The organism is Streptomyces mauvecolor, from assembly GCF_039532965.1.
GTDB classification, from domain to species: Bacteria; Actinomycetota; Actinomycetes; order Streptomycetales; family Streptomycetaceae; genus Streptomyces; species Streptomyces violascens.
Genome location: NZ_BAAASQ010000010.1, coordinates 119,879 through 143,534, shown reverse-complemented (window position 1 = coordinate 143,534; position 23,656 = coordinate 119,879). Strand labels below are relative to the sequence as shown.

23 protein-coding genes are annotated in these 23,656 nt (G+C 70.6%); 11 read left to right on the top strand and 12 right to left on the bottom strand.

The features are described from left to right. Positions 1–103 precede the first annotated feature (103 nt). From ABD346_RS15635 to ABD346_RS15610, 6 genes are all read left to right on the top strand, one after another. Positions 104–1,267, top strand: a complete 1,164-nt coding sequence (locus ABD346_RS15635; RefSeq protein WP_344375326.1) for a substrate-binding domain-containing protein — start codon at positions 104–106, stop codon at positions 1,265–1,267. 229 nt (positions 1,268–1,496) lie between these two features. Beyond that, a complete protein-coding gene (locus tag ABD346_RS15630) occupies positions 1,497–2,825 on the top strand; it encodes an ABC transporter substrate-binding protein (RefSeq protein ID WP_344375325.1) in 1,329 nt (442 codons plus the stop codon). Positions 2,826–2,829: 4 nt separating this feature from the next. Beyond that, complete coding sequence (locus ABD346_RS15625) at positions 2,830–3,864, top strand: carbohydrate ABC transporter permease (protein WP_381225797.1); 1,035 nt, start codon at positions 2,830–2,832, stop codon at positions 3,862–3,864. Beyond that, positions 3,861–4,724 carry a carbohydrate ABC transporter permease gene (locus ABD346_RS15620; protein ID WP_344375322.1) on the top strand — a complete coding sequence of 288 codons (864 nt, stop codon included), beginning with the start codon at positions 3,861–3,863 and terminating at the stop codon, positions 4,722–4,724. The genes ABD346_RS15625 and ABD346_RS15620 overlap by 4 nt, the downstream gene beginning before the upstream one ends. A gap of 58 nt (positions 4,725–4,782) precedes the next feature. Then, complete coding sequence (locus ABD346_RS15615) at positions 4,783–5,811, top strand: hydroxyacid dehydrogenase (protein WP_344375320.1); 1,029 nt, start codon at positions 4,783–4,785, stop codon at positions 5,809–5,811. A 76-nt stretch (positions 5,812–5,887) separates the two neighbouring features. Beyond that, positions 5,888–6,583: an ester cyclase gene (locus ABD346_RS15610; RefSeq protein ID WP_344375318.1), complete on the top strand. Its 696-nt coding sequence runs from the start codon at positions 5,888–5,890 to the stop codon at positions 6,581–6,583. Positions 6,584–6,697: 114 nt separating this feature from the next. Here ABD346_RS15610 and groL read toward each other — a convergent pair whose 3' ends face one another. Further along, positions 6,698–8,326 (bottom strand): chaperonin GroEL, encoded by a 1,629-nt coding sequence (gene groL / locus ABD346_RS15605; protein WP_344375317.1) that lies wholly within the window; start codon positions 8,324–8,326, stop codon positions 6,698–6,700. Between the two features lie 136 nt (positions 8,327–8,462). Further along, on the bottom strand, positions 8,463–8,771 hold the full coding sequence (gene groES / locus ABD346_RS15600) for a co-chaperone GroES (protein ID WP_053727656.1): 309 nt from the start codon (positions 8,769–8,771) through the stop codon (positions 8,463–8,465). A gap of 233 nt (positions 8,772–9,004) precedes the next feature. Between groES and ABD346_RS15595 the strand changes: the two genes are divergently transcribed. The 4 genes from ABD346_RS15595 (at position 9,005) to ABD346_RS15580 (ending at position 13,759) form a co-directional block, all read left to right on the top strand. Next, the gene (locus tag ABD346_RS15595; RefSeq protein ID WP_344375315.1) at positions 9,005–9,694 is read left to right on the top strand and encodes a response regulator transcription factor; all 690 of its coding nucleotides are present in this window, start codon (positions 9,005–9,007) and stop codon (positions 9,692–9,694) included. Beyond that, entirely contained in the window at positions 9,684–11,099 is a 1,416-nt protein-coding gene (locus tag ABD346_RS15590) for a sensor histidine kinase (protein ID WP_344375314.1), read from the top strand. The genes ABD346_RS15595 and ABD346_RS15590 overlap by 11 nt, the downstream gene beginning before the upstream one ends. Before the next feature lie 72 nt (positions 11,100–11,171). Continuing rightward, a complete protein-coding gene (locus ABD346_RS15585) occupies positions 11,172–12,347 on the top strand; it encodes an LCP family protein (RefSeq protein ID WP_344375313.1) in 1,176 nt (391 codons plus the stop codon). Further along, entirely contained in the window at positions 12,335–13,759 is a 1,425-nt protein-coding gene (locus tag ABD346_RS15580; protein ID WP_344375311.1) for an FtsW/RodA/SpoVE family cell cycle protein, read from the top strand. The genes ABD346_RS15585 and ABD346_RS15580 overlap by 13 nt, the downstream gene beginning before the upstream one ends. A gap of 4 nt (positions 13,760–13,763) precedes the next feature. Here ABD346_RS15580 and ABD346_RS15575 read toward each other — a convergent pair whose 3' ends face one another. Together ABD346_RS15575 and ABD346_RS15570 are read right to left on the bottom strand one after the other, a co-directional pair. Further along, entirely contained in the window at positions 13,764–14,597 is an 834-nt protein-coding gene (locus tag ABD346_RS15575; protein WP_344375309.1) for a polysaccharide deacetylase family protein, read from the bottom strand. Between the two features lie 19 nt (positions 14,598–14,616). Further along, the gene (locus tag ABD346_RS15570; RefSeq protein ID WP_344375308.1) at positions 14,617–15,510 is read right to left on the bottom strand and encodes a polysaccharide deacetylase family protein; all 894 of its coding nucleotides are present in this window, start codon (positions 15,508–15,510) and stop codon (positions 14,617–14,619) included. Between the two features lie 113 nt (positions 15,511–15,623). Here ABD346_RS15570 and ABD346_RS15565 point away from each other — a divergent pair, with 113 nt between their 5' ends. Further along, positions 15,624–16,826 (top strand): class I SAM-dependent methyltransferase, encoded by a 1,203-nt coding sequence (locus ABD346_RS15565; RefSeq protein WP_417801263.1) that lies wholly within the window; start codon positions 15,624–15,626, stop codon positions 16,824–16,826. Between the two features lie 204 nt (positions 16,827–17,030). On the opposite strand, the gene ABD346_RS15560 is transcribed toward ABD346_RS15565, so the two are convergent. From ABD346_RS15560 to ABD346_RS15525, 8 genes are all read right to left on the bottom strand, one after another. Continuing rightward, entirely contained in the window at positions 17,031–17,396 is a 366-nt protein-coding gene (locus ABD346_RS15560) for a hypothetical protein (RefSeq protein WP_344375307.1), read from the bottom strand. 67 nt (positions 17,397–17,463) lie between these two features. Continuing rightward, complete coding sequence (locus ABD346_RS15555; RefSeq protein WP_344375305.1) at positions 17,464–18,084, bottom strand: hypothetical protein; 621 nt, start codon at positions 18,082–18,084, stop codon at positions 17,464–17,466. Between the two features lie 90 nt (positions 18,085–18,174). Then, complete coding sequence (locus tag ABD346_RS15550) at positions 18,175–18,789, bottom strand: HD domain-containing protein (RefSeq protein ID WP_344375304.1); 615 nt, start codon at positions 18,787–18,789, stop codon at positions 18,175–18,177. 76 nt (positions 18,790–18,865) lie between these two features. Then, positions 18,866–19,159 (bottom strand): DUF1905 domain-containing protein, encoded by a 294-nt coding sequence (locus tag ABD346_RS15545; RefSeq protein ID WP_344375303.1) that lies wholly within the window; start codon positions 19,157–19,159, stop codon positions 18,866–18,868. Then, positions 19,152–19,628, bottom strand: coding sequence for a VOC family protein (locus ABD346_RS15540; protein WP_344375301.1), 477 nt, complete (start codon positions 19,626–19,628; stop codon positions 19,152–19,154). The genes ABD346_RS15545 and ABD346_RS15540 overlap by 8 nt, the downstream gene beginning before the upstream one ends. Positions 19,629–19,843: 215 nt before the next feature. Further along, a complete protein-coding gene (locus tag ABD346_RS15535) occupies positions 19,844–20,200 on the bottom strand; it encodes a YciI family protein (RefSeq protein ID WP_344375300.1) in 357 nt (118 codons plus the stop codon). 215 nt (positions 20,201–20,415) lie between these two features. Next, positions 20,416–22,584: an RNA polymerase recycling motor ATPase HelR gene (gene helR / locus ABD346_RS15530; protein WP_344375298.1), complete on the bottom strand. Its 2,169-nt coding sequence runs from the start codon at positions 22,582–22,584 to the stop codon at positions 20,416–20,418. 215 nt (positions 22,585–22,799) lie between these two features. After that, complete coding sequence (locus ABD346_RS15525) at positions 22,800–23,642, bottom strand: polysaccharide deacetylase family protein (protein ID WP_344375296.1); 843 nt, start codon at positions 23,640–23,642, stop codon at positions 22,800–22,802. Between the last annotated feature and the right edge of the window lie 14 nt (positions 23,643–23,656).

The following is a 23,656-nucleotide window of genomic DNA, read 5'->3' as shown; positions in this document are numbered from 1 at the left end:
ACGTCAATGGATCGGACCGAATGATCGAAACTCCCATCGTTCGATCACATTGCATTAGGGTCTGGGCCCAACCGGGCCGCCACACCGCGAAGGGGATGCCGCTGTGCGTGAAAGTGCTGCTGAACGTCATGACCGACTGCTGGAGCTGGTGCGTGGGCGCGGCTCGGCGCGGGTGTCCGAGCTCGCCGCGCAGTTGGGGGTCTCGCCGGTGACCGTGCGGCGGGACGTGGAGCTCCTCGCCAACGAGGGGCGGCTCGACCGGGTGCACGGATCGGTGTCCTGGCCCGGCGCCGGGGAGGACACCCATCCCCAGGCCCCGGCCCACCTCCCGTCCCAGGGCCCCGGCGCGCGCGAGCTCGTCATCGGCATGCTGGCGCCCAACGCCACGTACTACTTCGCCGAGGTCATCCGGGGTGCGCACGAGGCGGCCGCCGCCGCGGGGGCGCGGCTCATCCTGCGGATCTCGGACTACCGGCCGCAGGAGGACGCGGGCCGGGCGGCCGGGCTGCTCGCGGCCGGGGCCGAGGGCCTCCTGATCGCGCCGGGCTGGAAGGAGCCGGACGACCCGGTCGAGCACGGCGCCTGGATCGCCGGCCTCCCGGTGCCGACCGTGCTCCTGGAGCGGCGCGGGGTGCCCGGCCGGGAGCTGGACGACCTGGACCGGGTCTGCTCCGACCACAGCCACGGCGTGCTCCTCGCGGTGCGCCATCTGCTGGGGCTCGGGCACAGCACGCCCCTGCTCGTGGCCCGCGCGGACAGCCCGACGGCGATCGCGGTGCGCGCCGGATACCGGTACGCGCTCGACGCGCTCGGCCTCAAGCCGCCGCTGCCGGTGATCGGTTCGGTGTCGGCCGAGGCGGACCCGGCCGGGTTCGAGCGGGCCGTGCAGGCGCTGCGCACCGCGGTCCTGGCCGGGCAGGCCACGGCGGCGCTGGTGCACAACGACGTGGACGCGATCCGGATCGTGCAGCGCCTGGCCGAACTGGGCGTACGGGTGCCGGAGAATCTGGCGCTGGTGGCGTACGACGACGAGGTGGCCGCCCTCGCGGACATTCCGCTCACGGCGGTCGCCCCGCCCAAGCACGAGGTCGGGCGGTACGCCGCCGAGCTGCTGATCGAGCGCCTGCGCGGCACGCCGGCAACGGGTTCGGGCGGGACCGAAGAAGCCCCGCGGCGCCATGTCGACCTGCTGCCGAGGCTGCGCGTGCGGGCTTCCTGCGGGGCTCCCTCCGACACGCTGGGAAGCCCGGCGAGCATTCAGTCCTGAGCCGCACCCGCCCCGCGACGACTCACACCGGCGACGCCACGCACGCGCCCCACCCCTCGCTCCCTCGACACCACACCACACCCCACCACGACCGTTCGAAACCTTTGAGGACCGTTCAACCTTTCTCTGATCTTTTTTCGATCAATCGAACTTTCGCTCTTGACTTCGGTCAGAACTGGGCCAAGGATCGCGGCCATCGCCTCGTCCCCTCACGTTCAGGAGCCGTTCCGTGAGCCGCAGTTGGACCAGATCGACCTCCGCCCTCGTCGGCACCGCCACCGCTCTCGCCGTGCTCACGGCCTGCGGTGGCGGGGACAGTGAATCGGGCGACGCGGGCAAGGGCACCGCCGACAAGCCCGTCACGATCACGTTCTGGGCCTGGCAGAAGGGGTCCAAGGACGTGGTGGACGCCTTCAACGCCTCCCACAAGAACATCCGGGTGAAGTTCGAGGAGATCCCCTCCGGAAATGCCGGCGGCTACGCCAAGATCTCCAACGCGGTGAAGGCCGGCAACGCCCCGGACCTCGTCACCGTCGAGTACCCGATGCTCCCGGAGTTCGTCAGCCAGGGCTCGTTCCAGGACATCAGCAAGTACGTCACCGACGACGTGAAGAAGCAGTTCCTGCCGCAGTCGATCCAGCAGACCACGCTCGGCGGCAAGAACTGGGCGATCCCCTTCGACGCCGCGCCCCAGGCGTACTTCTACCGCAAGGACTTCTTCGAGAAGAACAGGATTCAAGTCCCCAAGACCTGGGACGAGTTCAAGGCCGCAGCCCAGAAGGCCAGGGCCGCCGACCCCAAGGCGCGCATCGGCACGTTCTTCCCGGACGACCCGACCACGTTCGAGGCGATGGCCTGGCAGGCCGGCGCCCAGTGGTTCAGGGCCGACGGCGACACCTGGAAGCTCAACACCGCCGACGCCGCCACCAACAAGGTCGCCGACTACTGGCAGGGCCTGATCGACGACAAGCTCGTACAGAACGCGGTCTCCTTCAGCCCCGAGTGGACGGCCTCGCTCAAGGACGGCTCCACCGTCGGCTACCTCGGCGCCTCGTGGGGCGCGGGCGTCCTCAAGGGCACCCTGCCCGACCAGAGCGGCAAGTGGGCGGTGGCCCCCGTGCCCACCTGGGACGGCAAGCCGGCCAGCGGGATGCTCGGCGGCTCCACCTGGGCGGTGACCAAGGGCAGCACGAAGACCGAGGCGGCGCTCGCATTCGCCCAGTGGATGTCGACCACCCCGGATGGCATCGACGCCCGCATCAAGTCCGGTACGTCGAGCGCCTTCCCGGCCGACATCGCGCTGCGCCCGACCGCCAAGAAGACCTTCGACACGAGCTTCTACAGCGGCCAGGACATCTACCGGCTCTTCGACGCCGCGGGCAGCTCGATCAACGCCAACTGGGGCTGGGGCCCGAGCATGGGCACCACCAACACCACCCTCAAGGACCAGCTCGGCAAGGTCGCCGGCGGCTCCGTGAAGATCACCGATGCGATCGGGGCCGCCCACGACGCCACCGTCACCGAGCTGAAGAAGCGCGGACTGAAGGTCGAGGGCTGACCGGATGAGGCCCGGCACCACGGCCGCCGACACCGGGCCGCACTCCGACACGGCCACCGCACACACGGCGGCCTCACACACCGCAGCCGCGCACACCGAAGGGGCACCCGTGACGGCCGCACGCAAGGCATCTTGGGCCCGGCGGGCGCGGGGCCGGGCCACCGGCGCCGCGGCGGGCGTGCTGCTCACCCCCTTCTTCGTCCTGTTCACCGCCGTGACGGTGGTGCCGATCGGGTACGCCCTCTGGCTGAGCCTGTTCACCGAGAAGCAGTCCGGGCTCGGCTTCGGCGGCGCCGCCTCCGTCTTCAGCGGGCTCGACAACTACACGGCGGCCCTGGGCGACCGGGCCTTCCGCGAAGGCTTCTGGGTACTCGCCGGCTACTGCGTCGTGTACATCCCGCTGATGGTCGGCGGCGCCCTCGCGCTCGCGCTGCTGCTCGACTCGACGCTGGCCCGCGCCCGCCGCTTCTTCCAGCTGGCCCTGTTCCTGCCGCACGCCGTGCCCGGCATCATCGCCGCGCTGATCTGGGTCTACCTCTACACCCCGGGCCTCAGCCCCGTCGTGAAGGCCATGCACTCCGGCGGCATCGGCTTCGACTTCTTCTCCTCCAGCGGCACGCTCCCCTCCGTCGTCAACATCGCGCTGTGGGAATGGCTCGGCTACAACATGGTGATCTTCTACGCGGCGCTCCAGGCCATCGACCGCTCCGTCCTGGAGGCGGCCGTCATGGACGGCGCGGGCGAGTGGCGCACCGCGTTCGGCATCAAACTCCCGTTGATCCGCGCCTCGTTGGTGATGGTGTCGCTCTTCACCGTCATCGGCTCGCTCCAGCTCTTCACCGAGCCGCTGATCCTCAACCAGGGCGGCAGTTCCACGGTCACCTCCACCTGGACGCCCAACATGTACGCCTACACCGCCGCGTTCAGCCGCAACGACTACGGTCTGGCCGCGGCCTCGGCCGTGCTCCTCGCGCTCGCCGCGGCCCTGCTCTCCTTCGTCGTCACCCGCCTGACCCACCGGAAGGGGGCCAAGGCATGACCTCCCCCGCCGTACCCCGGCGGCCGAGCCGCTGGCTGTCCAGGACCGCGGTCAACGGCACGCTGCTGCTCTCCGTGCTCTACACGCTGTTCCCCCTGGTGTGGCTGGTCACGGCCGCGACCAAGGACACCGGCGGCCTGCTGTCCGGCGAGGCCTTCTCGTTCAAGGGCTTCGACCTCGGCCACAACCTGTCGCAGCTCGCCTCGTACAACGACGGCGTCTACTTCCGCTGGTACCTCAACTCCCTCCTGTACGCGGGCGGTGGTGCCGCGGTGTGTGCGCTGGTCAGCGTCGCCGCGGGGTACGCCTTCGACAAGTACGCCTTCCGTGGCAAGGAGAAGCTGTTCGGCGTCGTGCTGCTCGGCGTGCTCGTGCCCACCACGGCGCTCGCCCTGCCCATGTACCTCCTTGCGAGCAAGGTCGGCCTGGTCAACACGTACTGGTCGGTGCTGATCCCCGTTCTGGTCAACCCGTTCGGGGTGTATCTGTCCCGGGTGTTCAGCGCGAGCTACATCCCCGACGAGGCCCTGGAGGCCGCCCGTATCGACGGGGCGGGCGAACTGCGCACGTTCTGGTCGATCGGTCTGCGCATGGTGATGCCGGGCTTCGTGACCGTGTTCCTCTTCCAGTTCACCGCGATCTGGAACAACTTCTTCCTCCCCCTGGTCATGCTCAGCGACCAGAAGCTCTTCCCGCTGAGCCTCGGTCTGTACGCCTGGAACAGCAACACCCATGCCGAGCCGGGCTACTACCCTCTCGTCGTCACCGGCTCCCTCCTCGCCGTCATCCCCCTGATCGTCGCCTTCGTCTGCCTCCAGCGGCACTGGAGGGCCGGGCTCGCCGCCGGCAGCGTCAAATGACCGGCCCGGACACCCCGTTACCCCTGGCCAGCGCCTCGTGAGGAGCCCGAGTCCCACCATGCACCACACCACTGACAATCGGCCCGCTCTGCTGCTCGCGATGGGTCCCGGCATCGCGGACCGCCTCCTCACCGAGCGCCACCGCACCCGGCTCGCGGCCCTCGCCCGCACCGACCCGTACCTGGTCGCCGACGACCTCGCCGCGCCCCCGGCACCGGTCGCCGCCGCCCTCGCCGAGGCCCGGATCCTGCTCACCTGCTGGGGCGCGCCCCCGCTCACCGCGGACGTCCTGGACGCGGCCCCCCGTCTGCGCGCGGTGGTCCACGCGGCGGGCTCCGTCAAGCACCACATCACCGACGCCTGCTGGGAACGCGGCATCGCGGTGACGTCGGCCGCCGCGGCCAACGCCCTGCCGGTCGCCGAATACACGCTGGCCGCGATCCTCTTCGCCGGCAAGGAAGTACTGCGCTCGGCCCGGCGCTATGCCGAACTGCGCACCGCCCCCGAGTGGTTGAGCGAGACCGACCGCACGGGGAACTACCGCCGCACCGTCGGCCTGATCGGCGCGTCCCGCATCGGCCGCCGCGTCATCGAGCTGCTGCGCCCCTTCGATTTCGAAGTCCTTCTGTACGACCCGTACGTGAGCGGAACCGAAGCGGCATCGCTGGGCGTTGAGCAGGTGTCCCTGGACGCGCTGTGCTCCCGCAGCAGCGTCGTCTCCGTCCACGCGCCGCAGCTCCCCGAGACCCACCGCATGCTCGGCGCCCGCCAGCTGGCCCTGATGCCGACGGGTGCCACGCTGGTCAACACCGCGCGCGGCTCCCTGGTCGACGAGCCCGCCCTGCTCGCCGAGCTCCTTTCGGGCCGCCTGCACGCGGTCCTGGACGTGACGGATCCCGAACTGCCGCCCAGCGAATCCCCGTTGTACGACCTGCCGAACGTCCTGCTGACCCCGCACATCGCGGGCTCGCTGGGCAACGAGCTGCACCGCATGGCGGACCGGGCGCTCGACGAGGTGGAGCGGTTCGCAGCCGGTGTGCCGTTCGCGGATCCCGTAATCCCGGCGGCGCTGCACCACTCGGCGTGAGCCGCCACCCACAGAGCAAATGGCCTGAATATCACTAAACTGGATGTAATGCACCCCGAGCCAGCCGGGAGGAGTCATGACATTCGCACAGGTGATCGACTTCAAGACCGAACGGTTCAGTGACCTGGACCGGCTCATGGACCGCTGGGTCGAACAGACCAAGGGCAAGCGGACCGCATCGCACAGCCTTCTCGGCAAGGACCGCGCCGACGGGAACCACTTCGTCGAGGTCATCGAATTTCCCTCGTACGAGGAGGCCATGGCGAACTCGAACCTCCCGGAGACCGACCGGATCTTCGCCGAGATGGTCGCGCTCTGCGACGGCGCGCCCACCTTCACGGACCTGGATGTGGTGCGCAACGACCAGTTGAACGCGACAACCGCCCGCCGCTTCTTCCACGAGATCGCCACCGGCGGCAACCTCGACGCGATCGACGAGGTGTTCGCGGCCGACTACGCCGACCACGACATCATCAAGGAGCAGGACACGGTCGTGGGCCGCGACGAGATACGCGACGACATCATCGGGTGGCGCTCGGCCTTCGACTTCTCCTTCGACCTCGACCGGCAGATCTGCGAGGGCGACGACGTGGTGACGCTGTGGACCGTGAAGGGCACCCACACGGGCGACTTCCAGGGCCTCCCGGCCACCGGCAAGCAGGTCGCCTTCACCGGCACCACGATCTTCCGGTTCAAGAACGACATGATCCAGGAAGGCTGGTGGCACTACGACGTCATGGGCCTGATGAAGCAGCTGGGCATCGCGGGCTGAGCAGCCGGGATCTCCCGCAACGAGGACAACGGGGGCAACGGGGAAGGCCCCCGCCCCGCCGAAACGGCGGGAGCGGGGGCCTTCACACGTACTGCGGGCCCGACGTCGCGGACGTCAGTGGGAGTGGCCGTGACCGTGGCCGTGACCGGCCTCGGGCTCCTCCTCGGCCGGCTTCTCGACGACCAGGGTCTCGGTCGTGAGCAGCAGGGACGCGATGGAGGCGGCGTTCTCCAGGGCGGAGCGGGTGACCTTGACCGGGTCGATGACGCCGGCCTTGACCAGGTCGCCGTACTCGCCGGTGGCGGCGTTGAAGCCGAAGCCCTTGTCGAGCTCGCTCACCTTGGAGGTGATGACGTAGCCCTCCAGGCCGGCGTTCTCGGCGATCCAGCGCAGCGGCTCGACCACGGCGCGGCGGACGACCGCGACACCGGTGGCCTCGTCGCCGACCTTGTCCAGGTTGCCGTCCAGGACCTTGGCGGCGTGCACCAGGGCGGAGCCACCACCGGAGACGATGCCCTCCTCGACCGCGGCGCGGGTCGCGGAGATGGCGTCCTCCAGACGGTGCTTGCGCTCCTTGAGCTCCACCTCGGTGGCGGCGCCGACCTTGATCACGCACACGCCGCCGGCCAGCTTGGCGAGGCGCTCCTGGAGCTTCTCGCGGTCCCAGTCGGAGTCCGTGGCCTCGATCTCGGCCTTGATCTGGTTGACGCGGCCCTCGACGTCGGCGCTGTTGCCGCCACCGTCGACGATCGTGGTGTCGTCCTTGGTGATGGTGACGCGGCGCGCGGTGCCGAGCACCTCCAGGCCGGCCTGGTCGAGCTTGAGGCCGACCTCTTCGGCGATGACGGTCGCACCGGTGAGGGTGGCGATGTCCTGGAGCATGGCCTTGCGGCGGTCGCCGAAGCCCGGGGCCTTGACGGCCACGGCGTTGAACGTGCCGCGGATCTTGTTGACGACCAGGGTGGAGAGCGCCTCGCCCTCGACGTCCTCGGCGATGATCAGGAGCGGCTTGGAGGCGCCGGCCTGGATGACCTTCTCCAGGAGCGGCAGCAGGTCCTGGATCGAGGAGATCTTGCCCTGGTTGATCAGGATGTACGGGTCGTCGAGGACGGCCTCCATACGCTCCTGGTCGGTGACCATGTAGTGCGAGAGGTAGCCCTTGTCGAAGGCCATGCCCTCGGTGAACTCGAGCTCCACACCGAAGGTGTTGGACTCCTCGACGGTGATGACACCGTCCTTGCCGACCTTGTCCATGGCCTCGGCGATGAGCTCGCCGATCTGCTTGTCCTGGGCGGACAGCGCGGCGACGGCGGCGATGTCGGTCTTGTCCTCGATCGGACGGGCGGTCGCGAGCAGCTCGTCGGAGACGGCCTTGACCGCGGCGTCGATGCCCTTCTTCAGGGCGGCCGGGGAGGCGCCGGCGGCGACGTTGCGCAGACCCTCGCGGACCAGCGCCTGGGCCAGGACGGTCGCGGTGGTGGTGCCGTCACCCGCGATGTCGTTGGTCTTGGTCGCCACCTCCTTGACGAGCTGGGCGCCCAGGTTCTCGTACGGGTCGTCGAGCTCGACCTCGCGCGCGATGGTGACACCGTCGTTGGTGATGGTGGGGGCGCCGAACTTCTTGTCGATGACGACGTTGCGGCCCTTGGGGCCGATCGTCACCTTGACGGTGTCGGCAAGCTTGTTGACGCCGCGCTCAAGGGCGCGACGGGCGTCCTCGTCGAACTTCAGGATCTTCGCCATGGGAGCGGTTCAGCCCTCTCGAAAACTCGGGTTAATGACACTGCGCCCCTCGCCGCCCGGCAATCAGCGGGGTGACCAGGGGCGCAGCTCTCAAAGCATTCGCTTCGAACTCGAAGTACTCGCGTACTTCGGTGAATTACTTCTCGATGATCGCGAGCACGTCGCGGGCCGAGAGGACGAGGTACTCCTCGCCGTTGTACTTCACCTCGGTGCCGCCGTACTTGCTGTACAGCACGATGTCGCCGGTGCTGACGTCGAGCGGCAGACGCTCGCCGTTCTCGAAGCGGCCCGGACCCACGGCCAGGACGACGCCCTCCTGGGGCTTCTCCTTGGCGGTGTCCGGAATGACCAGGCCGGAGGCCGTGGTCTGCTCGGCGTCGAGCGGCTGGACCACAATGCGGTCCTCGAGCGGCTTGATGGCAACCTTGGAGCTGGCGGTCGTCACGATCCGGTCTCCCCCTTCGGAGATCTCACGGGGTTAACTGTCTGGGGTGGCGACCAGGTGGATCCGTCGTCGCGGGTGCCGGACCTGCCCGTCGCTACTTGGCACTCTCCGGTGGGGAGTGCCAGAAGCGAGACTAGGACGGTGATTAGCACTCGGTCAAGCGGAGTGCCAATCTGCCACCGCCACGGCGGACACTTCCCGGGCTTCCAGCCACCTGTGTGACCCTGGACGGCATGCGCATTCTGGTCGTCGAGGACGAAACCGGGCTCGCCGACTCGCTGCGTCGGGGCATCTCCGCCGAGGGCCACTGGGTCGACCTCGCGCACGACGGCCACCGCGGACTCGACCTCGCGCTCACCGGCGGGTACGACGCGATCGTGCTCGACCTGATGCTGCCGGGACTCAGTGGCTACGAGATCTGCCGGCGGATGCGGCGGCTCGGCGATCTCACCCCCGTCCTGATGCTGACCGCCAAGGACGGCGAGTACGACGAGGCCGACGGGCTCGACTCGGGGGCCGACGACTATCTGACCAAGCCCTTCTCGTTCGTCGTGCTGCTCGCCCGGCTCCGTGCGCTCGGCCGCCGGGCCGGGGCCGCGCGCCAGGACACCCTCCAGGCCGGCGACCTCACCCTCGACACCGCCGCCCGGCGCTGCCGGCGCGGCGAGCGCGAGATCGAGCTGACCGCCCGGGAACTCGCGGTCCTGGCCTGCCTGATGGCCGAGCCGGGCCAGGCCGTCGCCAAGCAGCACATCCTGGACGAGGTCTGGGACAGCGGCGCGGGAGCGGACGGCGGGATCGATCCGAACATCGTCGAGGTCTACGTCTCTTCGCTCAGGAAAAAGATCGATTCTCCGTTCGGCCGCCGATCGATCCTGACCGTGCACGGGGTCGGCTACCGGATGGCGCCCGATGGGGGCTGAGCCGCGGCGGTTCATGAAGCGGCTGCCGCCTCGGACCGTACGGGGAAAGGTCGCCGCGGCCGCCGCCCTCGCGATGGCGCTGCTGCTCGCCGCGGGCGGGATCTGGCTCTACATCGTGCTGCGCTCCAACCTGCTCGACAACACCACCGGCCGCACCGAGCTGGCCGCCCGCAAGGTCGCCGCCCAGGTCGACACCGGGACCGTACGAGCACAGCTGCCGCCGCCGGACGACGGCGTCGACCTCGTCGTCGTGCTCGACGAGCGGGGCCGGGTCACCGCCGCCAGCCAGGAGACCGGCGCCGCCGGGGAGCTGGCGGGGCTCCGCCCGCCGGACGGCCAGGACTCGGCGTCCCGGCTCCTGAAGGACGCGGGCCGCCACGAGGTCGCCGTCGTCGTACGCGCCCAGATTCCCGGCGGCCCCGCGAGCTATGTGTACGGGATGACCGTGCTCAGCGATGTCGACGACGCGACCGGCGCCATCGGATGGGCCCTGCTCGCCAGCGCCCCGCCGCTGATCGCGCTCGCCGCCGCCATCGCCTGGGCCGGCACCGGGCTCGCGCTGCGCCCGGTGACCTCGATCCGCACCGAGCTCGCCGAGGTCAGCTCCAGCGAACTGGACCGGCGGGTCCCCGACCCCGGCGGCGCCGACGAGATCGCGCTGCTCGCCCGGACCGTGAACGCCACCCTCGACCGGCTCGAACAGGCCCATGTCCGCCAGCGCGAGTTCGTCGCCGACGCCTCGCACGAGCTGCGCAACCCGATCGCCGCGGTCCGCTCCCGGCTCGAAGTCGCCCTGGCCGCACCGGACGCGGCGTCGGTGCGGGCCGCGCTCGACGACACCGAGCGGCTCCGGCGGATCGCCGCCGACCTGCTGCTCCTGGCCCGCCTCGACGCCCACCCGCAGCCCCTGGACGAGCCCGTCGACCTGACGCTGCTCGCGGCCGAGGACACCGCCCGCAGGCGGGCCGCCCGGGTCCCGGTCGAGCTGCTCGCGGACGCTCCCGTGCCGGTGCGCGGCGACCCGGCACAGCTGGAGCGGATGCTGGCCAACCTCGTCGACAACGCGGTACGCCATGCCCGTACGACGGTGCGGGTGCGGGCCGCAGGGGAGGGGGCGGACGCGGTCCTCGAAGTCACCGACGACGGGCCCGGCGTCCCGGCCGCCGACCGGTCCCGGATCTTCGAGCGCTTCGTACGCCTGGACACCGCCCGCGCCCGCGAGAGCGGCGGCACCGGGCTCGGGCTCGCGATCGCCCGCGAGATCGCGCGGGCCCACGGCGGGGAGCTGTCGGTGGGGGCGGGCCCGGGCGCGACGTTCACGGTGCGGCTGCCGGGGCGCCCCGAAAGCACGGATTCCCGACAGCCCCGGTCCCGGACGCAGAGGTCCCGGAACACGGGTTCCTGAAGGCGTCTTCAGGACTCTCAGGATTCCTTCAGCGCCCGGGGCACAGCATCGGTCGGCGTGAGCCACCGTCGAATGAGCCGCAGCCGAATCAACCGCCGTCGCAAGAAGCGTTCCGGCCCGATGCGCCTGGTGCGCACGCTCGCCCTGGCCGCCGTCGTCCTGGTGCTGTGCGCCCTGGCCGGCGGCTGGTACCTCTACCGCGATCTGGCCGGGAGCATCGGCACCTCGCACGCGCTCGGCGACAACGCGCCCAAGTCGGTGGGCGGGGACACCAACATCCTGCTGATGGGCCTGGACAGCCGCAAGGACCAGAACGGCGACGACCTGCCGCCCGAGGTCCTCGACAAGCTGCACGCGGGCAGTTCCGACATCGGCGGCTACAACACCAACACCCTGATCCTGCTGCACGTGCCGGCCGACGGCAGCAAGGCGAAGGCGTTCTCGGTGCCCCGGGACGACCTGGTCGACATCCCAGGGCACGGCCAGGACAAGATCAAGAAGGCGTACGGCCTGGAGAAGGCCCGCACCGAGGAGAAGCTCGCCGCGCAGGGCGTCACCGACAAGGGGAAGCTGGAGACGGCGGGCCGCGAGGCGGGCCGCCGGGCCGAGATCGAGACCGTACGCAACTTCCTGGGCGTGCCCATCGACCACTTCGCCGAGGTGAATCTCGCCGGGTTCTACCACCTGGCCGACGCCCTGGACGGGGTGACGGTCTGTCTGAAGAAGCCCGTGAAGGACAAGTACTCGGGCGCCGACTTCCCTGCCGGGAAGCAGACCCTGAACGGGCAGCAGTCCCTCGCGTTCGTGCGGCAGCGGCACGGCCTCGACGGCGGCGACCTGGACCGTACGCGCCGCCAGCAGGCCTTCCTCGCCTCGGCGACGCAGAAGCTCGACTCCGTCGGCACGTTCACCGACCCGGTCCGCCTCCTGAATCTGCTGAACGCGGCCAAGCAGGACCTCGTCACCGACAAGGGCTGGGACCTGATGTCGTTCGTCAAGCAGGCCAGGAACGTTTCGGGCGGGAATGTGGCATTCACGACACTTCCGATCGAGCGATTCGCCAAACACCGGGGCGAAGACGTCAATATCGTCGATCCGGTGAAGATCAAGCAGATAGTCGCGGAACAGACCAATCCGGTTCATTCGACGCCGCCCAGCGCACCCGAGGGCTCCCCGGCGCCGAGCAAGGCGCCACCCGCGCCCGCGCCCCCGGTCATCGACGGCGGCGGCATCCCGTGCGTCGACTGATCCGGGCCGGCGGTTCCGGCCCCGTCGCGGTCCGGCGCCGCCGTTCCGAGGCGCTGCTCCTGCTGCTCGTCGTCGCCGTGACCACGTTCGGCCACGCGGCGGCCGCGATGGCCATGACGGGCCAACTCCCGCGCACCACCTACGAGTTCGGGATCAGCATGGCGCTGATCGCGCTCGCCGGGCATCTCACGGTGCGCCGCTATGCCGCGTACGCCGACCCGCTGATCCTGCCGCTCGCCCTGCTCCTGTCGGGCCTCGGCCTGGTGCTGCTCTACCGGCTCGACCCCACGTACGCGCACAAGTTCAAGGCGGAGGCCACCGCCTCGGGCCAGCTCATCTGGACGGTCATCGGCTTCGCGGCCGCGCTCGCCACCCTGGCCGTACTGCGCGACCACCGGCGGCTCCAGCGCTACATCTACCTCTGCATGGCCACGGCCCTGGTGCTGCTCATGGCCCCGGCGTTCTTCCCCGGCGACACCTATGGCGCCAAGCGCTGGATCTACCTCGGCCCGTTCTCGCTGCAGCCCGGCGAGTTCGTCAAGATCATGATCGCGGTGTTCTTCGCCGGCTATCTGGTCGTGCACAAGGACTCCCTCGCGCTCACCGGCCGCAAGGTGCTCGGGGTCCGGCTGCCGCCCGGCCGCCAGCTCGCGCCGATCCTGACCATCTGGGTGGTGAGCCTGCTCGTCCTGGTCTTCGAACGCGACCTCGGCACCTCGCTGATCTTCTTCGGCCTGTTCGTGGTGATGCTGTACGTCGCCACCCAGCGCACCAGCTGGATCCTGACCGGCATCGTGATGGCGGCGGTCGGAGCGTTCGTGGTCGGCTCGACGGAGCCGCACGTCAAGGGCCGTATCGTCGCCTGGCTGCACCCCTTCGACATCTACAAGCCGCCCGCCGAACGCCCGCCGGGCCTCATCTCCGACCAGGCCGCCCAGGCCCTGTTCGGTTTCGGCAGCGGTGGCATGACCGGCACCGGCCTCGGCCTCGGCCACCCCGAACTCGTCGGCTTCGCGGGCCGCAGCGACTTCATCCTGACCACGGTCGGCGAGGAGCTGGGCCTGGCCGGGATGATGGCGGTCCTCGCCCTGTACGCGCTCCTTGTGCAGCGGGGTCTGCGCGCCGCGCTCTCCGCGCACGACGGCTTCGGCAAGCTGCTCGCCACGGGCCTCGCGGCGGCCCTCGCACTCCAGGTGTTCGTGGTGGCGGGCGGGGTGACGGGCCTGATCCCGCTGACCGGCAAGGCGCTGCCGTTCCTCGCCAAGGGCGGCTCGTCCCTGGTCGCCAACTGGCTGATGATCGCGCTGCTCATCCGGATCAGCGACAGCGGCGAACGACAGAGAGAAGCCGAACTCGACGCACCGGAAGGGGAGTTGGAGCTCGAACCACTGAGGGCAGGCACCCGGGCATAGAAGGTCAGAGGTAGTCCTCAAGCCGTCCCACCGTGAATCCCTGCGCCTGGATCTCGTCGAGCAGCCGCGCCGTCAGCCGGGTCGCGCTGGCGCCGCTCGCGCCGTGTTCCGGCAGGCGGGCCCGCACGATGTCGCCGGGCTTCAGACGACTGGCTCCCTCGGCGTAGCGCAGGCCGTCGGCCGTCATCGTGGCCCGGGCGAGGACGAGCGCGGTGACCCCGCACTCCTTCGCGGCCCGCAGGGTGCTCGCGTCGTAGGCACCGTACGGCGGCCGGAACAGGCGCGGGCGGGCGCCGAACCGGGCGGTGAGCCGGTCCCGCTGGCCGCAGATCTCGGCGCGCTGCTCGGGGTGGTCCAGGGTGCGCAGGTCGGGGTGGTCCAGGGTGTGGTTGTGCAGCCCGGCGCCGAGCGCGCGCAGCGTCTCGACGCGGTCGGAGGCGGGCGCGGCCATGCTGCCGGTGAGGAACAGGGTGACCGGGAGCCCCAGGTCGCGGACCATGCGAGGGAAGCCCGGGTCGGTGCCGGGCCCGTCGTCGAAGGTCAGGAAGACCACCTTCGTCCGCACCGGGACCCGGTCGACGACGTAGGGCAGGGCCGGCCGGACGGCGGGCGGGCGCGGGGCCCGGGCCAGTGGTGCGGCCAGGCCCCAGCGGCGGGCGGCGACCGCCCGCGTGTCGGGTCCGGCGTGCGGCACCACCTTGCGCGCGGCCCTGCGCCCGAGCCGCTCGAAGGGCGCGGCGGGCGCGGCCGGCTCCGTGCATCCGGTCAGCGGGCAGAGCAGCGCACCGGCGGCGAGCAGCCCGGCCAGGGCGGCCCGGAGCCGGTGCGCGCGCTTCACCGCGGCTCCCCGGGAAAGGTCACACGTAGTCCTCCAGACGGGCCACGGCGTACCCCTTGTCGGTGATCACCTTCATCACCTGCCGGATCATGTCGGGCATGGTCCCGTTCCAGTCCTGACGGCCGCGGAAGTGGGTCAGGACGATGTCGCCGGGGTGCAGGTCGCGGTCCCACTCGCGCCATTCCATGTGGTCGGTGAAGGCCTCGGCGGCCCACAGCGGCGCGGCCTTGATGCCGCAGGACTGGGCGGCCCTGAGGGTGTCCTCGTTGTAGTTGCCGTACGGCGGCCGGAACAGCCGGGGCCGTACGCCCGCCCATTGGCCGATCTTGTCCTGCTGGTCGCAGATCTCGTGCCGCTGCTCGTCGTAGGAGAGCGCGGGCATGTAGCGGTGGTTGAGGGTGTGGTTGTTGAGCGTGACCCCGAGGCCCTGCATCTTCCTGAAGTAGTCGTGGTCGTCCTTGACCAGGTAGTCGCTGAGGAACGCGCTGTAGGGGATGCGGAGTTCCTGCATCATCTTCAGGAAGGTGGGGTCCTTCTCGGCGCCGTCGTCGATCGTGAGGAAGACGATCCGGTCCTTGGTGGGGACGGTGGTGAAGACCGGCGGCAGCGAGTCCCCGCCGTCCGTCTCGAACCCGGGGCGGTTGGTGATCCTCGGCTTGACGGCGGGCGGCGGGGGCGCGAGCAGCGGCGGCTTGGCCAGCCCCCACTTCTTGACGGCCGCGAGCCGGGCGGCCTCGGCCTGCTTGAGCTGGTCGGCGTGGTCGGCGGGGCCCTTCTTGGCGGCCTCGGCGCCGGGGCGGCCGACCTCGCCCTCCTCGGAGGAGCAGCCCGAGGTGAGCAGGGCGGCGCCGAGGGCGAGGGCAAGACAGGCGACCTTCGTCCGTGATTTTCCCTTTTGTCGTACTAGTTGCATGGCGCCGCATCCTGTCAGGCGCGGGCCCCGCGACCCGGACGACACCGCCGCCGGCGGCCGCACCATCGCCCGCCTGGCCCACAGCGGGGCGGCGGCTGCACGACAATGACGGGGTGAACGACCTCGACACCTTCTCCCTGCTGCTCACCGACGAGGGCCGCACCCTGCTCGCATCGCTGCGGGACTACGACCCGTCCCAGGAGCTGGCGGTCGCCACCCGGCTGCGCCGCGAGCACGACGCCGGCCTGGTGTCGGCGGCGCTGGGGCAGGCACGGCTGCGGCAGCGGGCGGTGGCGAAGTTCGGCGCGGCGGACGCGTACCGGATGTTCTTCACGCCGAACGGTGTCGAGCAGTCGACCCGCACCTCGGTCGCCACCCACCGCGCGGAGGTCTTCGCCGCCCACGGCGTACGCAGCGTGGCGGACCTGTGCTGCGGCATCGGCGGCGACGCGCTGGCCCTCGCGCGGGCCGGGATCTCGGTCCTCGCGGTCGACCGCGACCCGCTGACGGCGGCGGTGGCCCGCGCCAACGCGGAGGCGCTGGGCCTCGCGGACCTGATCGAGGTGCGGTGCGCGGACGTCACGGACGTCGATACGTCGCCGTACGACGCGGTCTTCGTGGACCCGGCGAGGCGGGGTGGCCGGGGCCGCATTTTCGACCCGGAGGCGTACTCGCCCCCGCTCTCGTGGGCGGTCTCGGCCGCCCTCGCCGCCCCGTTCGCCGCGCTGAAGATCGCCCCCGGCATCCCGCACGAGGCGATCCCGCCGCAGGCCGAGGCGGAGTGGATCTCGGACGGGGGCGACGTGAAGGAAGCGGTGCTGTGGTTCGGCACCGGGGTGACCCCGGGCGCCTTCCGCGCCACCGTACTGCCCGCGGGCGCCGCGCTGTCGGCCCCGGCCCCGCTCGCCGCGCCGCCGGTGGGCCCGGTCGGCCGCTACCTGTACGAGCCGGACGGCGCGGTCATCCGCGCGCACCTGGTCGCCGAGATCGTCTCGCGGTGCGGGGGGCGGCTGATCGACGAGACGATCGCGTACGTCACGAGCGACGAGCCCTACGCGTCCCCGTACACCTCGGCGTACGAGATCACCGACCAACTCCCGTTCAACATGAAGAAGTTGAAGGCGTTGTTGCGGGAGCGGGGGGTGGGGGTGCTGACGGTGAAGAAGCGGGGGTCGGCGGTGGAGCCGGAGGAGGTGCGGCGCAAGGTGAAGCCGTCGGGGCCCCATTCGGCCACGGTGTTCCTGACGCGGGTGTCGGGGGCGCCGACGATGCTGATCGCAAACCCGCTCGCCCGCCCCACCCCGCCCCTCCCCTAAACCCTCCGGGGGCGGGGAAGAGTGAAGCCGAGTGTCCTGGGGCTCCGCCCCAGACCCCGTTCGCGCCTGAAGGGCGCTCGTCCTCAATCGCCGGACAGGCTGACGGTGCCGGTACTGGCCGGCACCGATCCTGCCAGGGGCGCGGGGAACTGCGCGACGGGGCTCAGGCGGCCCGCGCTCACCGTCCCGCCCCCCAAGCGGAGCCTATTCGAGGTCGGTCAGCTCGTCCGCGTACACCTGGGACAGGGGCTGAGGCCCCACATACTGCTGGCAGTTGCACTGCCCCGACTCAAAACGCAGCGGCTTCTTGGACTCGTCCCAGGCGACCGGAACCTCAACCCGCTCATGACACTTCCCCGCCTTGTCATGCTTGGCCAAGTGGTGCGTGCACCCGCACACCGGCTCCGGCGGCTTGTGCGCGGCCTCCACGGCGAGACGTTCCTGCTTGGCCGCCTCAAGCCGTTCCATCTTGCGCTCGTGCCGGGTACGCAGCGCGGTCCGGGCGTTGTCGATCGCCCAGCCGAACCCGCCCATCCAGAAAACGATCAGAATCCACCAGTACCAGGCCATTGCGGCCGTCCTTCCCCCGGGATGTGTCGCCGCATGCCTCTGCGGCGTCCCAAGGATAGGCCTGGGGTCAGCGCGATGCCCCGGGGGCCAGGGAGTGCAGCACCCAGCGCCGGTGGGCGGCCGCCTTCACGACGCCGACGAGCCCGGTCAGCCAGCAGATGAGGCCGAGCCCCATGCCGTAGACGACGAGCGCGTACGTGTCGTGGCCCGGGTCGGCGGTCGCGGGCAGCACCAGACACACGGCGAGGCCGCCCGCACACAGCAGCACCGAGGGAACCAGCCAGGCCAGGCTCAGGCCGGGCCTGCGCAGGTTCCGGTCGAGCACGGGATCGCGGTCCAACTCCCCCCATTGGCAAAGGAGTTCATGGATGCGGCGGTCCTTGCGCAGCCCGAACCCGACGGCGAACCCGGTCGGGATCATCACCCCGAGACCCAGCAGCAGGAACACCCCGCCGACGATCGCGGTGAGGACGTCGGTGAGTGAGGTGAGCGCCGCGCCGACCAGCGACCAGCCGAGCGCGAAGAGCGCCGCCCACAGCCAGTGCAGCCCGAGCCGCCCCACCCCCAAGTACCCCTTGACCAGCACCTCCAGGACCTGTGCCCGGTCGGCGAGCAGTGCGTTGCGGTCGGGCCAGGCACGTATCTCGACCGGGGGCGGCGAGGGCGGAAGCGGCGAACGGGGCGACATGCGCCAGAGATTATCGGGGGCGGCCCGGCCCCCGGACCCCACCCCGCGTCGTGTCCACAACAGGTGGCCGATGTGCGGCCCCCTCACGCCTCAGCCGCGTTCGAGCGGGTTGGCCGCCACGCGGTCCGGCCAGTCGCCCGCGACCAGACCGGCCGCCACGCAGTCCGGCTTGCGCGCCGCCTGGTCCCGGAAGAGCTCGACGAAGGCCGTGCCGAACCCCGTCCGCGGGTGGCTGCGGAGCAGCTCGGCCCGGAACTCCGTGCCGAACGCGTCAAGGGTGCCGCCGGACACGTCGGCGGTCGTGCCGATCTGGAGCAGGTGACTCTCCACGTCCTGCTCCGCGGGCACGTCGTCCCGCATGTGCAGCACGATGATCTCGGCCGCCCGGTCTCGCCGCGCCGCGTCCCAGCCGAGCCCGGCCGTGAACACCCGGGCGAGGTGGCCGCCGGCCTCCTCGAAGGGCAGCCTGTGACTGTCGAAGGGGTCGGTCAGCGCAAGGTCGTGCAGCAGAGCGGAGACGTACAACAGCTCGGCGTCGAAGGAGAGTTGACATGCCTGCGCGTACGCGGCACCGAAGACGTAGGCCCGTACGGAGTGGTGGTACAGCGCCTCGTCGGCATACTCGGCGCACACCGTCCGCGCGGCCTCGCAGGCCCGGCCCCCGGGCATGGCCACCCCGGCGATCCGTGTGCTGAACCCGGTCATGGTCCCCTCCCCGCACGGGCCCACACCCGCGTCGCCCTCAGGGTAAGGCGCAGGTGAAGCGGGTGCGGGCGAGGTCTCAACCGTCGAGACGCTCCTCCAGACGTACGGTCACGGTGTCACCCTCCCGCTTGCCGATCGCCTTGCGCACCTCGGCCTTCACGGGGAGTTTGTGGGTGCCGTCGCCCAGGGCCATGAACGAGCTCCGGAACGGATGACCGTCGACGGTGCCGCGGACCTTCACCAGGCCCCGGGTGCCGAAGAACTCGGCGGAACCGGGCCAGACGACGTACGTCCAGCCGCCTTGTTCCGGGCTCTTGACCAGCCTCGCGGTGAATTCCCGTTCCAGCCGCGCGGACATCGCGTCACGCATCCCGCAGCGCCTGGAGGTCGAGCTTCTTCATGCCCATCACCGCCGCCATGACCCGGTCGGACTTCTCCGCGCCCCGGCCGAGCAGTTCGGGCAGTTCGGCGGGGACGACCTGCCAGGACAGGCCGTACTTGTCCTTCAGCCAGCCGCAGGGTCCCTCTTCACCGCCCTCGCCCAGCCGCGTCCAGAACCGGTCGATCTCCTCCTGGGTGTCGCAGGCCACCGAGAGCGAGATCGCCTCGGTGAAGGAGAACTGCGGGCCGCCGTTGAGCGCGGTGAACCTCTGGCCCGCGAGCTGGAAGTCGACGGTCATGACCGAACCCGGCTCGCCCGGCGTCGACGCCGAGTAGTGCGTGATCCCCACGATCTTCGAGTCGCCGCCGAAGATGGAGACGTAGTGGTTGGCGGCTTCCTCGGCCTGGCTGTCGAACCAGAGGAAGGTGGTGATCTTCTGGGTGATCTTCGCGGACATCCTCGGCCTCCTTGGCGTTGCCCGGCCCCCTCTGGGCGGCATCAACAGGTAGACCGGCCCCGCCCGCGAAACTCATCGCCGTACGGCCCGGAAAATCGCCGCCTCTTCGCGGCCCGGCCGTACCAGCAGATCACCGCGGCCAGCGGGCGGCAACATTTCCCGGGGCGTCCCCCGAGGGGCCGGGGCCGAAGCCCCGGCCGCAGCAGGCCGAGGGCCTAGCCCTCGGCGATCTCCCGCACCTCCGAGGTGACGTCCCACTCCTTCTCGTGGACCTGGAGGAACCGCTTGGTCCACTCGATCGCCTCGGCCTTGTCCTTGGCCTGGATGATCGCGTAACCGCCCACGACCTCCTTGGACTCGGTGAACGGGCCGTCGGTGACGGTCAGTTGGCCGCCGTTCCAGCGGACCCGGGTGCCCTCGGCGGACGGGGTGAGCCCGGCCGTGTCGAGCAGGACCCCAGCCTTGGTCATCTCGCCGATCAGGTTGCCCATCCGCTCCATGAGCTCGGGGCTGGGGCCGCCCGCGGGGGCGTTGTTCTCATCGATGCGGACCATCGACAGGTAGCGCGGCATGATCGTCTCCGTTCTTCCGGTTCCACGGATCCCGATTCCACGGATCCCGATTCCACGGGTTCCGTTTCTGCGGCTCCGTGCGGGGCGGGGACCGTTTCCCCGCCTCTCAACTCATACGTCGAACGGGAGACGGCCCGATCGACACCGCCCCGGAAATCCCCCGGATTTTTTTCGGAACCGGCCGGGGCCGGTCCAGGAGCCCGGCCGGCAACTCGTCAGGAGCTCGTCAGGACGACCAGCCGCTGCGTCGCCCGGGTCATCGCCACGTAGCGGTCGACCGCCCCCTCGATGCCCTCGCCGAACTCCTCCGGGTCCACGAGCACGACCAGGTCGAATTCGAGGCCCTTCGACAGCTCCGGCGTCAGCGAGCGGACCCGGGGCGTGGCCGGGAAGGCGGGGGCCCCGATGACGCAGGCGACCCCGTCGGCGTGCTCGGCGAGCCAGCTCTCCAGGACCGGGTCGAGGTCCGTGACGGATCCGTGGAGCACCGGGATGCCGCTGCTGCGGATGGACGTCGGCACGTTGGCGTCCGGGAGCGCGGCCCGGATGACCGGCTCGGCCTCGGTCATGACCTCTTCCGGTGTGCGGTAGTTGATGCTGAGGGAGGCCACCTCGTTCCGGTCGAGGCCGATCCGCTCCAGGCGTTCCTGCCACGACTCGGTGAAGCCGTGCCGGGCCTGCGCGCGGTCGCCGACGATGGTGAAGCTGCGGGAGGGGCAGCGCAGGAGCAGCATCTGCCATTCCGCGTCGGTCAGTTCCTGGGCCTCGTCCACGACGATGTGCGCGAACGGTCCGGCGAGGAGGTCGGGTTCGGCAGTGGGCAGGGCGCTCTCGTCGATCAGGGTGTCCTGGAGGTCCTTGCCGCGCAGCATGCGCAGCGCGCCTTCGCTCTCGTCGCCGGCCGAGTTGAAGTTGGAGGCCGAGATGATCTCGTCGATGACGCCGGCCATGCGCTCGCGTTCGGCGGCGACCAGGGCGTCGTGCTGCCGCTTGCGCCGTTCCGCGTCCCGGTCGCCGAGCCGCAGCCTCGCCGCGTCCAGGAGCGGCAGGTCGGACACCGTCCATGCCGTGGCGTCCGCGCGCCGCAGCCTGCGTACGTCGTCGGGGGCGAGCCAGGGCGCGCACATCCGCAGGTAGGCGGGCACCGACCAGAGGTCGCCGACGACGTCGGCCGCCTCAAGGAGCGGCCACGCGCTGTTGAGGGTCTCGACGAGCTCCCGGTCCTGGCGCAGCACCGTGCGGAACTCCTCGGGCGTGACGTCGTCGCCGTCGTGCTGGTCGAACAGGATCGAGACCAGCGCCTCCCACACCAGCTCGCGGCCCTCGTTGTGCGGGGTGCCCGGGCCCGGCGCGTCGAACGCCTCGGCCCAGTCGCCGGCGGTCAGCCGGACGTCGGACCAGGGCGTGGTGACCGTCATGGCCTGGGTGGGCGGGTCCTCGTAGAACCGGACGGCCGTCTCGATCGCCTTCACCATGTCGGCGGACGACTTCAGGCGGGCCACCTCCGGGTCGCTCTCGTCCTTCGCCTCCGCCCCCTCGGTGACGAGGTCCCGCAGGATGCAGGTCTGCACGCCCTCCTCGCCGAGGCTGGGCAGGACGTCGGCGACGTAGTCCAGGTAGGGCCGGTGCGGGCCGACGAACAGGACGCCGCCGCGGCGGTGGCCGAGGCGCGGGTCGGAGTACAGCAGGTAGGCGGAGCGGTGCAGGGCGACGACGGTCTTGCCCGTGCCGGGGCCGCCGTCGACGACGAGGGCGCCGCGCGATCCCGCCCGGATGATGGCGTCCTGGTCGGACTGGATGGTGGAGAGCACGTCGCGCATCCGGGACGAGCGGTTGGTGCCCAGGCTCGCGATGAACGCGGACTGGTCGTCGAGGGCGGCGTGCCCTTCGAGCCCGTCGGCGCTGAACACCTCGTCCCAGTAGTCGCTGATCCGGCCGCGGGTCCAGCGGTAGCGGCGGCGGCTCGCCAGGCCCATCGGCTCGGCGTGGGTGGCCGCGAAGAACGGCTCGGCGGCGGGTGAGCGCCAGTCGAGCAGCAGCCGGCGGCCCTCGCTGTCGGTGAGGCCGAGCCGTCCGATGTAGAGGGGCTCGGCGTCGTCCGCGCCGACGATGCGGCCGAGGCACAGGTCGAGGCCGAAGCGGCGCAGCGCGCGCAGGCGGGCGGTCACGTGGTGGACCTCGACGTCCCGGTCCATCACGGCCCGGCCGACGCCGCCGGGCGCCTTGCGCAGGGTGTCGAGGCGGTCGGACAGCTCGGCGATCGTCCGGTCGAGGCTTTCCGCGATGGCGGCGAAGTGGCGCTCGTCGTCGCCGATCAGCGTCGGGTCGGCCTTGGCGGCAAGGCGGTCGGGAAGGTCGAAGGCGCTCGTGGTCAGGTGGTCCATGCCATCAGCTCCGAACAGCACACGCACTGAGTAAATCTCCCGTTTCCGCAGGTAGTGGCCTTAGGCGAGAGATTGTGCGGCAGCATGGGGGCCTTGCCGCAAGCCCCCCGGTGCGCTATATCTTGAGAGTGGCAGGGAGAGTAATTACTCCTTGCCTCTTCTTTTTGTGCCGTCCGTCGACGGGCGCGGCCCGGTCATGACCGGGCCGGAGCCGCCTAGACGTAGTCCTCCAGGCGGGCCACCGTGAAGCCCTGCTCCTGGATGTGGCGGAGCATGTTCGCGGTCATCTCCGTCATGGACGCGCCCTTGAGCTCCTTGGGGCCGCGGAAGTGCGCCAGGATGATGTCGCCCGGGTGCAGTTTCTTGTCACCGCGCTGGTACTGCATGTTCGTGATCTGCATCGACTCGCGCCACAGGATGATCGCCTGGAGGTCGCAGGACTTGGCGGCGGCCCGGGTGTTCTCGTTCCAGTTGCCGTACGGGGGCCGGAAGAGCCGGGGCTCCTTGCCGTACTCCTTGCCCAGCTTCTTCTCCTGGGTGCATATCTCGTTCTTCTGCGCGGCCTCGCCCAGCGTGCGCAGATTGGGGTGCGAGAGCGTGTGGTTCTCGATGGAGTTGCCGAGCTCCTGGAGCGGTTTGAAGTACCCGTAGTCGTTGCGGATGATGTCGTCGGTCAGGAACATGGTGAAGGGGATCTTCAGGTCCTTCATCATCTCGACGAACTTGGGGTCCTTCTCGGCACCGTCGTCGAACGTCACGAAGACGATCTTGTCCTTGGTGGGGATGTCGCTGACCACCGGCACCTCGCCGGGCTTCGCCTTCACCGGCTTCTCGGCCGGGGGCGTGGGCGGCGCGGCGAACGGCTTGAGCCCCCACTTGTGGTACGCGGCCTCGGTGCCGGCGGTGTCGCTGCCCGGGGGCGCCGCATCGCTGCCCTTCGCGGACGGCGCGGAGGAGGACGGCGTGCTGCCCGATCCACCGCCCGACGAGCAGCCCGCGACCGTCAGAAGTCCGAGGACGGCCGCAGCGACCGCCTTCTTGCGCACGAGCCAGCCCATGTTCAATTACCCGT